The organism is Pseudomonas siliginis, assembly GCF_019145195.1.
Taxonomy (GTDB): domain Bacteria; phylum Pseudomonadota; class Gammaproteobacteria; order Pseudomonadales; family Pseudomonadaceae; genus Aquipseudomonas; species Aquipseudomonas siliginis.
In genome coordinates, this window is record NZ_JAHSTW010000007.1 from 35,001 (window position 1) to 50,017 (window position 15,017).

The 15,017-nt window shown below is 60.6% G+C and carries 11 protein-coding genes and 1 pseudogene; 7 read left to right on the top strand and 5 right to left on the bottom strand.

Annotated elements, in window-relative coordinates; genetic code table 11:
* Window positions 1-40: 40 nt before the first annotated feature.
* On the bottom strand, window positions 41-931 hold the full coding sequence (locus tag KVG87_RS14840; RefSeq protein WP_024014136.1) for a helix-turn-helix domain-containing protein: 891 nt from the start codon (window positions 929-931) through the stop codon (window positions 41-43).
* 184 nt (window positions 932-1,115) lie between these two features.
* Between KVG87_RS14840 and pobA the strand changes: the two genes are divergently transcribed.
* Both pobA and KVG87_RS14850 read left to right on the top strand, forming a co-directional pair.
* Window positions 1,116-2,300: a 4-hydroxybenzoate 3-monooxygenase gene (pobA, locus tag KVG87_RS14845; RefSeq protein WP_437180903.1), complete on the top strand. Its 1,185-nt coding sequence runs from the start codon at window positions 1,116-1,118 to the stop codon at window positions 2,298-2,300.
* A gap of 78 nt (window positions 2,301-2,378) precedes the next feature.
* Window positions 2,379-3,896: an MDR family MFS transporter gene (locus KVG87_RS14850; protein ID WP_071173411.1), complete on the top strand. Its 1,518-nt coding sequence runs from the start codon at window positions 2,379-2,381 to the stop codon at window positions 3,894-3,896.
* Between the two features lie 123 nt (window positions 3,897-4,019).
* Here KVG87_RS14850 and KVG87_RS14855 read toward each other — a convergent pair whose 3' ends face one another.
* The 4 genes from KVG87_RS14855 to KVG87_RS14870 form a co-directional block, all read right to left on the bottom strand.
* Window positions 4,020-4,868 (bottom strand): cache domain-containing protein, encoded by an 849-nt coding sequence (locus KVG87_RS14855; RefSeq protein ID WP_122507740.1) that lies wholly within the window; start codon window positions 4,866-4,868, stop codon window positions 4,020-4,022.
* 129 nt (window positions 4,869-4,997) lie between these two features.
* Window positions 4,998-5,855 carry an ATPase gene (locus KVG87_RS14860; RefSeq protein WP_130888881.1) on the bottom strand — a complete coding sequence of 286 codons (858 nt, stop codon included), beginning with the start codon at window positions 5,853-5,855 and terminating at the stop codon, window positions 4,998-5,000.
* Between the two features lie 116 nt (window positions 5,856-5,971).
* A complete protein-coding gene (locus tag KVG87_RS14865) occupies window positions 5,972-6,964 on the bottom strand; it encodes an NAD-dependent epimerase/dehydratase family protein (RefSeq protein WP_122507742.1) in 993 nt (330 codons plus the stop codon).
* A gap of 92 nt (window positions 6,965-7,056) precedes the next feature.
* A complete protein-coding gene (locus KVG87_RS14870) occupies window positions 7,057-7,944 on the bottom strand; it encodes a LysR family transcriptional regulator ArgP (RefSeq protein WP_076563989.1) in 888 nt (295 codons plus the stop codon).
* A 96-nt stretch (window positions 7,945-8,040) separates the two neighbouring features.
* Between KVG87_RS14870 and KVG87_RS14875 the strand changes: the two genes are divergently transcribed.
* The 5 genes and pseudogenes from KVG87_RS14875 to KVG87_RS14895 all read left to right on the top strand — a co-directional run bounded on the left by KVG87_RS14875 (window position 8,041) and on the right by KVG87_RS14895 (window position 15,002).
* A complete protein-coding gene (locus KVG87_RS14875) occupies window positions 8,041-8,643 on the top strand; it encodes a LysE/ArgO family amino acid transporter (protein WP_016773432.1) in 603 nt (200 codons plus the stop codon).
* A gap of 176 nt (window positions 8,644-8,819) precedes the next feature.
* The gene (locus tag KVG87_RS14880) at window positions 8,820-9,416 is read left to right on the top strand and encodes a superoxide dismutase (protein ID WP_217851362.1); all 597 of its coding nucleotides are present in this window, start codon (window positions 8,820-8,822) and stop codon (window positions 9,414-9,416) included.
* Between the two features lie 329 nt (window positions 9,417-9,745).
* Window positions 9,746-11,797 (top strand): annotated as a pseudogene (locus KVG87_RS14885) (putative bifunctional diguanylate cyclase/phosphodiesterase).
* A gap of 146 nt (window positions 11,798-11,943) precedes the next feature.
* Entirely contained in the window at window positions 11,944-13,296 is a 1,353-nt protein-coding gene (locus KVG87_RS14890) for an imelysin family protein (RefSeq protein WP_217851363.1), read from the top strand.
* Window positions 13,297-13,574: 278 nt separating this feature from the next.
* Complete coding sequence (locus KVG87_RS14895; RefSeq protein WP_217851364.1) at window positions 13,575-15,002, top strand: di-heme oxidoreductase family protein; 1,428 nt, start codon at window positions 13,575-13,577, stop codon at window positions 15,000-15,002.
* Window positions 15,003-15,017 lie beyond the last annotated feature (15 nt).

Here is a 15,017-nt window from a genome sequence, read left to right on the forward strand (position 1 = left end):
TGAGCTGGACTGCAACTCCCCCAAAGGGCTGGCGGTGTTCTCAGGATTGTTGCTCGGCCTTCAAGCGGTCGCGGAATGCCTTTGGTGAAATCCCCACGCGGCGGCGGAACAGGCGCGTGAAATTGGTCGGATCGGAAAACCCCAACAGCTCCGACATCTCGTAAATCGTCATGCTGGTGTAGGTCAGCAGGCGCTTGGCTTCCAGCAACTGACGCTCGTGCATGATCTGCAACGCCGGTTGCCCGGCCAATTCACGGCAGGTGCCGTTGAGGTGCGACACGGAGATGCCCAGGCGATGGGCGAGGTCTTCGACCTTGACGTGCTGGCGGTAAGTCTCTTCCACCAACTGAATGAAACCGTTGAGGTATTCGCGTTGGCGCTGCGGGCGCTGACTGGCCTTATGGCGGACGATCGCCTGGCGGCTGACCCAGACCATGATCACGCTGACCAGCGAATGCATGAGCATTTCCCGCGCCGGTTGATGGCCGTTGTACTCGGCCTGCAACGCTGAAAACAGGCTGTTGAGATAATCGCCATCCTTGCCGGCCGGGTAGTTTTCCGCCCGGGCCAGCGCGTGTACCGAATCGCCCAGTTGCGCCTGCAAATGGTTGATCAGCGGCGTGGCCAAGGTGACGATGAAGCCTTCAACATCCTCGGAAAAACGAAAGCCGTGCACCGACAACGGTGGCAGCACCTGTATCGCCGGAGTCTCGAGTTGCGTGCGCTGGCCTTCGATTTCTAGCTCTGCCTGACCTTTGAAAACGAACAGCAGCTGGCACAGATCCGCGTGGCGGTGAGGTTTGATTTCCCATTGGTGTTCGCGACTGCGCGAGGAAATGGTTTCACAGTGCAGCAAGTCCGGGGTCGGCCAGTCCAGGCTTTCACCATAGAGCTTGAACACCGGAATAGAAGGCAGGGCAGGCTTGTTCATACTTCAATCCAGGCCTCTGGTTTTTGGGCGATAATCGCACCGATTGGCAGAATGTACAGGTATCGGCTCAGTTTTCACCTTCAATTGACAGACTCGCAAGGGAAAAATGCAAGCACTCGATCCATAAAATCATTCACCGGTTGTTGCTGCGTGAAGCTTGCGAGTCATAAAAACAATGAAAACCCTGAAAACCCAAGTCGCCATTATCGGCGCCGGTCCTTCCGGACTGCTCCTCGGCCAGTTGCTGCACAACGCTGGCATCGACACCCTGATCCTCGAACGCCAGACGCCCGATTACATTCTTGGGCGCATCCGTGCCGGTGTGCTTGAACAAGGCATGGTAGAGCTGCTGCGTGAGGCCGGCGTCGGTCAGCGAATGGATGCCGAAGGTCTGGTTCATGGCGGCTTCGATCTGGCGCTGGACGGGCGTCAGGTGCACATCGACTTGCACGCGCTGACCGGCGGCAAAACAGTGATGGTCTATGGCCAGACCGAGGTCACCCGCGACCTGATGGCCGCTCGTCGGGAGGCCGGCGCGCCAACAATTTATCAAGCGAGCAATGTCGTTCCCCATGGCATGAAAAGCGACGAAGCTTTTGTCACCTTCGAAAAGGACGGTGAAAGCTGGCGCGTCGATTGCGATTACATCGCCGGTTGCGATGGTTTCCATGGCGTCGCGCGGCAGTCAATTCCGGCCGAATGCCTGAAGATTTTCGAGCGGGTCTACCCGTTCGGCTGGCTGGGCATTCTCGCCGACACACCGCCGGTCCACGATGAATTGGTCTACGCCCGCCACGAACGCGGCTTCGCCTTGTGCAGCATGCGTTCGGCCACCCGTACCCGCTATTACCTGCAAGTGCCGGCGGATGAAAACGTCGACGACTGGAGCGATCAGCGTTTCTGGGATGAGCTGAAAAAACGCCTGCCGGATGCCCTCGCGGAAAAACTGGTGACCGGTCCTTCGATCGAAAAAAGCATCGCGCCGCTACGCAGTTTTGTCGTCGAGCCAATGCAGTACGGGCGCATGTTTCTCGTCGGCGACGCCGCCCATATCGTCCCGCCGACTGGCGCCAAGGGCTTGAACCTGGCCGCCAGCGATGTCAGCACGTTGTTCAATATTCTGCTGAAGGTCTATCGCGAAGGCCGCACCGATCTGCTGGAAAAATACTCGGAGATCTGCCTGCGCCGGGTGTGGAAAGCCGAACGGTTTTCCTGGTGGATGACGTCGATGCTGCATCGCTTCGACGAGCACGATGAATTCAGCCAGCGCATCAGCGCGTCGGAACTGGACTATTTTGTCAGCTCGCAAGCAGGGCAAAAAACCATTGCAGAAAATTACGTCGGGCTTCCGTACGAGGCTATCGAATAGCCTGCTATCGACTTACACTGGCGAGCACTTACCCGCTCGCCTTGTCCATGCGGGTCAATCACTGCCCGCAGGTTTTCCGTGACCACTCTCAATCAGCCTGAAACGCCCAAACCGGCCATTCGCAGCGTGCTGGTCGCCTTGATGATGGCGATCTTCCTCGGTGCGCTGGACCAGACCATCGTCGCCGTGTCGATGCCGGCGATCTCCGCGCAATTCAAGGACGTCAGCCTGCTGGCCTGGGTGATTTCCGGCTACATGGTGGCGATGACCGTGGCGGTGCCGATCTACGGCAAGCTCGGCGACCTGTACGGGCGACGCAAACTGATGCTGTTCGGCATGGGCCTGTTCACCCTCGCCTCGCTGTTCTGCGGCATGGCGCAGAGCATGGAACAGCTGGTGCTGGCGCGGATTCTTCAGGGCATCGGCGCCGGCGGCATGATCTCGGTGAGTCAGGCGATCATCGGCGACATCGTCCCGCCGCGTGAACGCGGCCGCTATCAGGGTTATTTCAGCAGCATGTACGCCGTGGCCAGCGTTGCCGGTCCGGTGCTCGGCGGCTACATGACCGAATACCTGTCGTGGCGCTGGGTGTTTCTGATCAACCTGCCGCTGGGCCTCGGCGCCTGGTGGGTGGCTCGGCGCAATCTGCGCGGCTTGCCGATTCCGCAGCGCAAACCGGTGATCGATTATCTCGGCACGGTGCTGATGATCATCGGCCTGACCGCGTTGCTGCTCGGCATCACCGAAGTCGGCCAGGGTCATTCATGGCGCAGCAGCGAAGTGCTCGGCCTGTTCGCTTGTGCCGTGGTGGTATTGGCGCTGTTCGTCTGGCATGAACGCCGGGCGCGGGAGCCGTTGTTGCCGATGCACTTGTTCGCCAACCGCAATGCCCTGTTGTGCTGGTGCACGATTTTCTTCACCAGTTTCCAGGCCATCTCGCTGATTGTGCTGATGCCGCTGCGTTTCCAAAGCGTCACCGGCGCGGGTGCCGACAGCGCGGCGTTGCACTTGCTGCCATTGGCGATGGGCTTACCGATCGGTGCCTATTTCGCCGGCCGCCGCACCTCGATCACCGGACGCTACAAACCGCAGATTCTCACCGGGGCGATCCTCATGCCGATCTCGATTCTCGGCATGGCCTTCAGTCCGCCACAAGCAACGCTACTCAGCGGTCTGTTCATGCTGCTCAGCGGCATCGCCGGCGGCATGCAGTTCCCGACCTCGCTGGTCGGCACGCAGAACTCGGTGGAACAACGCGACATCGGCGTCGCCACCAGCACCACCAATCTGTTCCGCTCACTGGGCGGCGCGGTGGGCGTGGCGTTGATGTCGGCGCTGCTGCTGGCGTTGTTGCACGACTCCAGTTTCGCCCATCTGGCGAACAGTTCGCTGATCAGCGAAGGGCATTCGGGCAACGTCCTGCTCGATGGCCTGAACGCAGCCCCCGGCGAAGCGCAGAACGCTTTGCGCGCGGAGCTGCTGGTGACCTTCCGCCACTTGCTCTGGGTCAGCACGGCTGTCTCGTTGCTCGGGCTGGCAGCGGCGATTGCCATGCCGAACAACCTGCTGCGCGGGCGGGAGCACGGCGCGAAATAATTGCCGCAACAAATACCACTGTGGGAGCGAGCCTGCTCGCGAAGGCGCGGTGTCAGCCGACACATAGCTGAATGACACACTGCTTCGCGAGCAGGCTCGCTCCCACAAGGGAACGGTGTTCGCTCAAGGGCTGTAGTAGCCCACCGCGACGAGGAAATGTCCGACCTTTTTCAGGTAAGCATGCTTGTCCTCGATCTTGCCGGTCACCGGGTTTTTCCAGCGGTATTCATATTCGCCTTCATCCTGCTTGTCGATCAGCGCCAGAATCGGCTCGCCCACCGGTTTGCCTTCCGGATCCTTGACCTTGCCAAAATCAGTGTTGATCAAACGCAGATTGGTGCCGTGGGCGACGTAGCGTTGGTTGTTCAGATCGACCACGAAGACATACAGGTCATCCTGCAAGTAACCGCCCTTGAGTGAGTTGATCGCGGTCAGCGTGCCCTTCTCGTTCTTGGTCAGATCCGTCGCGGCTTTGTCCAGCAAGGCCCTGGCCTGCTCAGCCGAGGCCCGTGGCAGGTAGTAACCCACCGCGAGAATGCGCTGCCCGACGCGCTGGTAGAACACATGCTTGCGCTCGACCTTGCCGTCGGCCCAGTTCTGCCAGCGGTATTCGGCCTGCTGGATACCGTTGCCTTCCGGCACTTTCAACGCATCCTTGAACGCCTTCTGCAGATCCGGCCCGAGCACTTCGCTGACATCGCGGCCGATCAGCGCCGATGACGGCCCGCCACTGGCAAGCATGACGCCTTTGGTGTCGAGGACGAACACGTAGCGATCCTTGTCGACGAACTCACCCTGGCGGCTGAAGGCGGCGAACGCCTTGTCACCATTGTCGTGGTAGTAGGCCAAGGCTTTTTCCAGCAGGGCAATGGCGGCCTGACTGTCATCCTTGGCGGCGGTGGCGGCGCTGGCTTGGCCGAAGCCGGCCAACAACATCAGGCCGAGCCAGGCCACTTTATGCAAAAACCCCATAGCGCATCCCTCGTTCTTTTTGATGTTTCAAGAGCGTAGACGGCTTGCGGTCATGTAGAGATATTCAGAGCGTTTCTGAACATTGCGCCGTGAAGCTGGCAAGCAACGCTCGCCAGCCTCGCTCAGCGCTTACGGGCGGGAATTGATCTGCTGCTGGAGATTCTGGATCTGCGCCTGCAAGGTGTTGAGGTTGCGGGTCATCTGCGCGCGGAACGCATCGAACTCGGCAGTATTGCCGCCACCCTGTGGCGCTGCCGGGCGGTTGTCCTGCTGACTTTTCAGCACCACGATGTCCTGCTCCAGACGATCGATCGCCGCGCTCGGATTGCCCTGTTTCTTCAGCGCGGCGATATCGGCGCCGAGGCTTTTGAACTGGGCGTCGAAAGCTTTCAACTGGGCATCGACCTTGCTGGTATCGGCCGGGGTGCTTTTAAGGGTCGCCAGCTCGGCGCTCAAGGCTTTGACCTGAGCCTGCAACTGCGTATTGGCGTTCTGTTGTTCGGTGGTCTGCGCGGTCATCTGCGCCAGACGCTTGTCCAGTTCGCTGGCCTGCCCGGCCACGCCTTGCTGCTGCTTGCTCTGGTCGAGCAGCTTGCCTTCGAGTTGCTTGATCTGCAGCTTCAGCGCTTCGCTGTCGCTGCTGACGTTGCTCTGGCTGGCGACAACCTTGCCGGAAATATCCTGCAGGCGCCCCGCCGCTTCTTCGCTGATGCGGGCGAAGCTTTCCTGGGTGGCGACCAGTTGCTGCTCCATCAACGAAATCTGCTGGAAGCTCCACCAGGCCAGACCGATGAAGGCAAAAAACAACGCACCGACCAGCGCCCACAGCGGCCCGGTGCTGGCGGCCTTGACCTTGACCACTGGCGCGCTGCGCGAATGCACGGAAGTGCGGTGGCCGGGGGCGATGTCATCGTCATCGAACGGATCGGCGCGCAGGCTTGGCACGTTGTCGAAATCGTCGTCGTGGGCATCGTTTCGCATGGACATTGAGGCAACCTTTGGCAAACGCGGTGATGGCTAAATGCTGCGAAGTATAACCGCCGCAGCCGCAGGCATTGACCCTCAACCCGCAAGGCGGTTCATTGCCGCCCGGCCGAATCGTTTCAACGGATGTCCTGGGCTTTCCACCACGCACAGAACTCATCGAGGGCCGCCCACAGGCTGACTTTCGGATCGTAGTCGAGATAATGCCGGGCGCGGCTGATGTCGAGGGTGAAATTTTTTTTCATGACCTGCATGCCCAGGCGCGACAGGGTCGGCTCAGGGCGTCCCGGCCAGAGCATGCACGCGCCTTCATTGAGCGCCGCAACACTGTAGGCCAGACCGTAGGAGCGATATTTGCGCACCTGATCGACGTCCATCCGCCGCATCACGTAATTGACCACATCCCACAGCGGCACCGGCGTGCCGTTGCTGATGTTGTAGGCCTTGCCCAGCGCCGAACCTTGCGCCAACAGGCTGCTGAGCATGGCTTCATTGAGGTTCTGCACGCTGGTGAAATCGACTTTGTTCAAGCCGTTGCCGATGATCGCCAGCCGGCCCTTGCGTTGCATCTTCAGCAGGCGCGGGAAGATGCTCATGTCACCGGCACCGGTGACGAAACGCGGGCGCAGGGCGATGGTTTCCAGACCGAATTCCTGGGCGCCGAAGACTTTCTGCTCGGCCAGATATTTGGTCGCGGCGTAGGGATGCTTGAAGCGTTTGGGCACTTGCTCTTCGGTCAGACCGAGATGGTCGCGGCCATCGAAATAGATCGATGGCGACGACAGATGCACCAGCCGCCGCACCCGCTGCTTGAGGCACGCTTCGACGACGTTTTCGGTGACTTCGACGTTGCCCTGATGAAAGTCCTGATAACGCCCCCACACACCGACAGCACCGGCGCAATGCACCACGGCTTCGACATCGTTGCACAGGTCGTGCACCAGATCGGCGTCGGTCAGATCGCCCGGCACGAACTCCGCGCCCCGGCGCACCAGATGCTCGACGCTCTCGGCCCGGCGACCGTTGACCCGCACTTCAAGGCCCTGCTCCAGGGCGAAACGCGCAAAGCGCCCGCCAATAAAGCCGCTGGCGCCGGTAACCAAAATCTTCATCAAAAACTCCAGGGAAGCAGCTGCAAGCTTCGAGCTTTCAGCTGCAAGTTGAAACGGTGCGTGTTCTTGCAGCTTGACGCTTGCAGCTGCGTTCAAGCCACTAGCCATTGCTTTGAGGAGCGCAGCAGTTGCTCGGTCAGTAGATTGAGCAACTGGCCGCCATTGCGCCAATGATGCCAGTACAGCGGCACGTCGATCGGTTTATCTGGCAGCAATTCGCGCAGCACCCCGCGTTGCAACTGTTCGCGCACCTGCAGTTCCGGCACCAGCCCCCAACCCAGACCGGCCTCGGTCAGGCGGATGAAGCCTTCGGAGGACGGACATAAGTGATGTTCAAACGCGCCGTCGACGCCCAACAGCGCCAGATAGCGATGCTGGAGAAAATCGTCCGGGCCGAACACCAGCGCCGGGGTGCGCGGCAGCTGTTCGGCGCGCACGCCATCGGGAAAGTGCCGGGCGATGAAGGCCGGACTGGCCAGGGCACGATAACGCATGGCGCCGAGCAACACGCTGCGGGCACCCGCCACCGGCCGCTCGCTGGCACACAGGCATGCGGCCACTTCACCGGCACGCATGCGCTTGAGGCCAACGGTCTGGTCTTCGACGATCAGGTCGAGCAACAAATGCTGCTCGGCGCAGAAATCGCCGACGGCCTCGGCCCACCATGTGGCGAGGCTGTCGGCGTTCAGGGCGATGCGCAGGCGATCGGGCAAGCCTTCTTCGTCGAGCGCCGGCACCACTGATTGCAAGTCGCGCTCGAGCAGACGCACCTGCTGCACATGGTTGAGCAAGCGTCGGCCGATCTCGGTCGGCGATGGCGGTGTTTCGCGCACCAGCACTGGCTGGCCGACCCGCGCTTCAAGCAATTTGATGCGCTGGGAGATCGCCGACTGCGACAGGCCGAGCACCTGTGCGGCGCGATCGAATCCGGCCTGCTCGACCACAGCGGCGAGCGCGGAAAGCAATTTATAGTCGAACATCAGTTTTCCTAATGGGCGATCAGCACTATTGGTTTTTCTTATACAGCGTCACATCGGAGAATAGCCAGCAAGCACTCTCCTTCAAGGATTTCTCTCATGTGGCAAAGCTATGTAAACGGCCTGTTGGTGGCGTTCGGCCTGATCATGGCGATCGGCACGCAGAACGCATTTGTCTTGGCGCAAAGCCTGCGCCGTGAACACCATTTGCCGGTGGCGGCATTGTGCGTGGTGTGTGACGCAATTCTGGTCGCGGCCGGGGTGTTCGGCCTGGCGACGATCCTCGCGCAGAACCCGACCCTGCTGGCGATCGCCCGTTGGGGCGGTGCGACGTTTCTGATCTGGTACGGCAGCCAGGCGCTGCGCCGGGCCTGCTCGAAACAGAGCCTTGAGCAAGGCGAAAACCAGACCGTGCGTTCGCTGCGCGCAGTGATGCTCAGCGCTCTGGCGGTGACCTTGCTCAACCCTCACGTTTATCTCGATACGGTATTGCTGATCGGCTCGCTGGGTGCGCAGCAATCGGTGCCGGGCGCTTATGTAGTCGGCGCGGCCAGTGCATCGTTGCTGTGGTTTTTCACCCTGGCCCTTGGCGCGGCGTGGCTGGCACCGTGGCTGGCCCGCCCGAGCACCTGGCGCATTCTCGATCTGGTGGTGGCATTGATGATGTTCGCCGTGGCCGCGCAGTTGATCATCGCCGGATGATTTATTCGCAAAGGCTCTGGAACCTCTATCCCACACAGTTGTTGCGTGGTTAAGGCGCGACCCCGGTGCTATGATCCGAACCCTGCGCCGCAAAGAGTAAAAACTCGCCGGTGCATTTCCGGCCGCCCGTGATCGGCCTTGCGCTCACCGCAACAGACCTGATTAGGAGAATCATCATGGCTTTCGAATTGCCGCCGCTGCCTTACGCACACGATGCCCTGCAGCCGCACATCTCCAAGGAAACCCTGGAGTTCCACCACGACAAGCACCACAACACCTACGTCGTGAACCTGAACAACCTGGTGCCAGGCACCGAGTTCGAAGGCAAGACCCTGGAAGAAATCGTCAAGACTTCTTCGGGCGGCATCTTCAACAACGCCGCTCAGGTCTGGAACCACACTTTCTACTGGAACTGCCTGGCGCCAAACGCCGGCGGTCAACCAACCGGCGCTCTGGCAGATGCCATCAACGCAGCGTTCGGTTCGTTCGACAAGTTCAAGGAAGAATTCAGCAAAACCTCGATCGGCACCTTCGGTTCCGGCTGGGGCTGGCTGGTGAAAAAGGCTGACGGTTCCCTGGCCCTGGCCAGCACCATCGGCGCCGGCAACCCGCTGACCAGCGGCGACACCCCGCTGCTGACCTGCGACGTCTGGGAACACGCTTACTACATCGACTACCGCAACCTGCGTCCGAAGTACGTTGAAGCGTTCTGGAACCTGGTCAACTGGGAGTTCGTGGCCGAGCAGTTCGAAGGCAAAACCTTCACCGCTTAAGCTGCACGCCAGATGAAAAACCCGGCTTCGGCCGGGTTTTTTTATGCCCGGCGCATGGCGTTTCTCGCACGGTAAAAGCAGCTTCGCGCCGTTTGCCGCCAGCCCCCAGCCGTCTACCATCACAGAAAGGAAAAAATCTTTGGCCCAGTGCTCAAGTTGAAGGCAATTGCAACCGACACAGTTAATTCAGAGCTATTACTCAAATGACGACATTGCGGCCAGGATCACGGCGACTTTTCCCGTGCCTGATTGTCCCTTTGACTGCCAACCCGGGATTGCCAATACTCATGGCAACTTGACGCTACCCGCACGGAACAAGGAATAACCCTTTGAAGCTGGAACTCAAGAACAGCTTGTCGGTGAAGTTGCTCCGGGTCGTGCTCCTGTCGGCATTGATCGTAGGCGTAGTCTTGAGCTGCGCGCAGATTGTCTTCGATGCCTACAAGACCCGTCAGGCTGTGGCCGGCGACGCCGAGCGCATCCTCGACATGTTCCGCGATCCATCGACCCAGGCCGTGTACAGCCTGGACCGGGAAATGGGCATGCAGGTGATCGAGGGGCTGTTCCAGGACGACGCCGTGCGTCAGGCCTCCATCGGCCACCCCAACGAAGCCATGCTCGCGCAGAAATCCCGCGAGCTGCAGCATTCCAACAGTCGTTGGCTGACCGACCTGATTCTCGGCCAGGAACGCACCTTCACCACGCAATTGGTCGGCCGTGGCCCCTACAGCGAATACTACGGCGACCTGAGCATCACCCTCGACACCGCCACCTATGGCGAAGGGTTTATCGTCAGCTCAGTGATCATTTTCATTTCCGGCGTGCTGCGCGCACTCGCATTGGGCCTGGTGCTGTATCTGGTCTATCACTGGCTGCTGACCAAACCGCTGTCACGAATCATCGAGCACCTCACCGAGATCAATCCGGATCGCCCCAGCGAGCACAAGATTCCGCAGATCAAGGGCCACGAAAAAAACGAGCTGGGCCTGTGGATCAACACCGCCAACCAGTTGCTCGAGTCCATCGAACGCAACACCCATCTGCGCCACGAAGCGGAAAACAGCCTGCTGCGCATGGCCCAGTACGACTTCCTCACCGGTCTGCCGAATCGCCAGCAATTGCAGCAGCAACTGGACAAGATTCTCGTCGATGCCGGCAAATTGCAGCGCCGCGTCGCGGTGTTGTGCGTCGGCCTGGATGACTTCAAGGGCATCAACGAGCAATTCAGCTACCAGACCGGCGACCAATTGCTGCTGGCCCTGGCCGATCGTTTACGTGCCCACAGCGGTCGTCTCGGCGCCCTCGCCCGCCTCGGCGGCGATCAGTTCGCGCTGGTGCAGGCCGACATTGAACAACCTTACGAAGCAGCAGAACTGGCGCAAAGCATTCTCGATGACCTTGAGGCGCCCTTCGCCCTCGACGATCAGGAGATCCGCCTGCGCGCGACCATCGGCATCACCCTGTTTCCGGAGGACGGCGACAGCACCGAGAAGCTGTTGCAGAAAGCCGAGCAGACCATGACCCTGGCCAAGACCCGCTCGCGCAATCGCTATCAGTTCTACATCGCCAGCGTCGACAGCTAGATGCGCCGTCGTCGCGAGCTGGAAAAAGATTTGCGCGATGCGCTGATCCGCGACCAGTTCTACCTCGTCTACCAACCGCAGATCAGCTATCGCGACCACCGCGTGGTCGGCGTCGAAGCGCTGATTCGCTGGCAACATCCGGAACACGGTCTGGTGCCGCCGGACCTGTTCATCCCGCTGGCCGAACAGAACGGCACGATCATCGCCATCGGCGAGTGGGTGCTCGATCAGGCCTGCAAGCAATTGCGCGAGTGGCACGATCAGGGTTTTGTCGATTTGCGCATGGCGGTCAATCTGTCCACCGTGCAACTGCACCACGCCGAACTGCCACGGGTGGTCAACAACCTGTTGCAGATGTACCGCCTGCCGCCGCGCAGTCTGGAACTGGAGGTCACCGAAACCGGCCTGATGGAAGACATCACCACCGCCGCCCAGCATCTGCTCAGCCTGCGCCGCTCCGGCGCGCTGATTGCGATCGACGACTTCGGCACCGGCTACTCGTCCCTCAGTTATCTGAAAAGCCTGCCGCTGGACAAGATCAAGATCGACAAGAGCTTCGTCCAGGACCTGCTCGATGACGACGATGACGCAACCATCGTTCGCGCGATCATCCAACTGGGCAAGAGCCTCGGCATGCAGGTGATTGCCGAGGGCGTGGAAACCGCCGAGCAGGAAACCTACATCATTTCCGAGGGTTGCCACGAAGGTCAGGGCTACCACTACAGCAAACCGCTGCCGGCGCGGGAGCTGGGCATTTACCTCAAGCAGGCGCAACGCACCAACGCGGCGATTCTCTAAAAGCGAGAGATCGCGCCATCACACCTGCCTAAATAAGAAATATTTCCAAGCACGCCTTTACACATAATGCGAAAGATTTGCATTATGTCGCAGTTTTGCGCGCCACCGGCGCCAGTCCACTCAACTACCGAAGCAGGATGTTCGCCATGATTCGTATGCCTCTGGCTACCGCCAGTCTGCTGGCCATCGCTATTTCCCTCGCCGGTTGCGGCGAAGGCAAGGACAAAGAAAAAGCCTCCGAAATGACTCCGGCTTCCAGCAGCGCTGCTCCAGCCCCTGCCGCTGCACCTGCTCCTGCCGCCGGTAAAGTTGACGATGCCGCCGCCAAGGCTGTGGTCGCGCACTACGCCGACATGGTCTTCGCCGTTTACAGCGATGCCGAATCCACCGCGAAAACCCTGCAAACCGCCGTCGACGCGTTCCTCGCCAAGCCGAACGCCGACACCCTCAAAGCCGCCAAGGCTGCCTGGGTCGCCGCACGCGTGCCGTATCTGCAGAGCGAAGTATTCCGCTTCGGCAACACCATCATCGACGACTGGGAAGGTCAGGTTAACGCCTGGCCATTGGACGAGGGCTTGATCGACTACGTCGACAAATCCTACGAGCACGCACTGGGTAACCCGGGCGCCAGCGCCAATATCATCGCCAACACCGAAGTGCAGGTCGGCGAAGACAAAGTCGACGTGAAAGAAATCACCCCGGAAAAACTCGCCAGCCTCAACGAGCTGGGCGGTTCCGAGGCGAACGTTGCCACCGGCTACCACGCGATCGAATTCCTCCTCTGGGGCCAGGATCTGAACGGCACCGGCCCTGGCGCCGGCAACCGTCCGGCCTCGGACTACCTGGAAGGCGCCGGCGCCACCGGTGGTCACAACGAGCGTCGTCGCGCCTACCTGAAAGCCGTGACCCAACTGCTGGTCAGCGATCTGGAAGAAATGGTCGGCAACTGGAAGCCGAACGTGGCCGACAACTACCGCGCCACCCTGGAAGCCGAGCCAGGCGAAACCGGCCTGCGCAAAATGCTCTTCGGCATGGGCAGCCTGTCCCTGGGTGAACTGGCGGGCGAGCGCATGAAGGTTTCCCTGGAAGCCAACTCCCCTGAAGACGAGCAGGATTGCTTCAGCGACAACACCCACTACTCGCACTTCTACGACGCCAAAGGCATTCGTAATGTTTACCTGGGCGAGTACACCCGTGTTGATGGCACCAAGATGACCGGCGCCAGCCTGTCGTCGCTGGTGGCCAAGGCCGATCCGGCTGCCGACACCGCGCTGAAAGCCGATCTGGCCGCGACCGAAGCGAAGATCCAGGTCATGGTCGATCACGCCAACAAGGGTGAGCACTACGACCAGTTGATCGCTGCCGGCAACACCGCTGGCAACCAGGTGGTTCGCGACGCCATCGCCGCGCTGGTCAAGCAGACCGGCTCGATCGAAGCCGCTGCGGGCAAACTGGGCATCAGCGACCTGAACCCGGACAGCGCCGATCACGAATTCTGATCACAGCGTCCGCGTCAAAAAGAGGCGACCTTCGGGTCGCCTCTTTGTTATCTGTCCTACACGGCCCATTGTAGGAGTGAGCCTGCTCGCGATAGCGGAGTGTCAGTTGACGAATTAGTGTCTGATAAACCGCTATCGCGAGCAGGCTCACTCCTACAGGTGTTTTGCATCGGGCCTCAGAGTTGCCCCTCATCAAGCAAACGATAATTCCTCTTATTCAAACTCCCCCGCCCTGTTAGACTTTGCGCCTTCATTTTTGCCCGTCCGCAGGATGTCTGATGCCCTCGCTGCCTCTTCGCTTGTCCGCACTGTTGCTGGCCCTGGGCCTGAGTGCCTGCGATGACGCCCCGCGTTTCACCAAGGCCGAGCCGGGTGAAGCGCGTTCGGGCGGTGCGGCGACCGTGCGCAAGAGCGATCAGAACGCCTTCTCCCTGCCATCGGCCAACCTGCCGCCCTCGCGGCGGGTGGACTTCAGTGTCGGCAACAGCTTCTTTCGCAGCCCGTGGGTGATCGCGCCGTCGACCACCACGGCCCGCGACGGCCTAGGCCCGGTGTTCAATACCAACGCCTGCCAGAACTGCCACATCAAGGACGGTCGCGGGCATCCGCCGGCACCTGACGCATCCAATGCGGTGTCAATGCTGGTGCGCCTGTCGATTCCCGACGCGCCGCAATACGCCAAAGTCATCGAACAGCTCGGCGTAGTGCCGGAGCCGGTGTATGGCGGGCAGTTCCAGGACATGGCCGTGCCCGGCGTTGCCCCGGAAGGCAAGGTACGCGTCGACTACACACCGGTGCCGGTACGCTTCGAGGACGGCACCGAGGTCGAGTTGCGCAAACCGACTTTGCAGATCACCCAACTCGGTTACGGCCCGATGCACCCGGACACGCGTTTTTCCGCGCGGGTGGCGCCGCCGATGATTGGTCTGGGCCTGCTCGAAGCGATCCCCGAAGAGGCGATCCTCGCCAACGCCGCCGCCCAGGCGAAAGAGAGCAACGGCATCAATGGCCGACCCAACCAGGTCTGGGATGACCAGTTGCAGAAAACGGTCATCGGCCGGTTCGGCTGGAAAGCCGGGCAACCGAATCTCAATCAACAGAATGTTCATGCGTTCTCCGGTGACATGGGCCTGACCACCAGCCTGCGGCCGTTCGACGATTGCACCGAGGCGCAAACCGCCTGCAAACAGGCGCCGAACGGCAATGGTCCCGACGGCGAACCGGAAGTCAGCAACAACATTCTGCGTCTGGTGCTGTTCTACAGCCGCAACCTGGCAGTGCCAGCGCGCCGTGGCGTCAACGATCCACAGGTGCTGGCTGGCAAGAATCTTTTTTTCCAGGCCGGTTGCCAGTCGTGCCACACGCCTAAATACACCACCGCCGCCGATGCCGCCGAACCGGAATTGGCCAATCAGGTGATTCGTCCGTACAGCGACTTGCTGCTGCATGACATGGGCGAAGGCCTGGCGGACAACCGCACCGAATTTCAGGCCTCCGGCCGCGACTGGCGCACGTCGCCGTTGTGGGGGATTGGTCTGACGCAAGCGGTCAGCGGTCACACCCAGTTTTTGCATGACGGTCGCGCACGTAACCTGCTCGAAGCGGTGCTCTGGCATGGCGGCGAAGCGTCGGCGGCGCAGCAACAGGTTTTGTCTTTCAATGCCGAGCAGCGCGCTGCGTTGCTGGCGTTTCTGAACTCACTTTAAATACTGTAAAAGCAT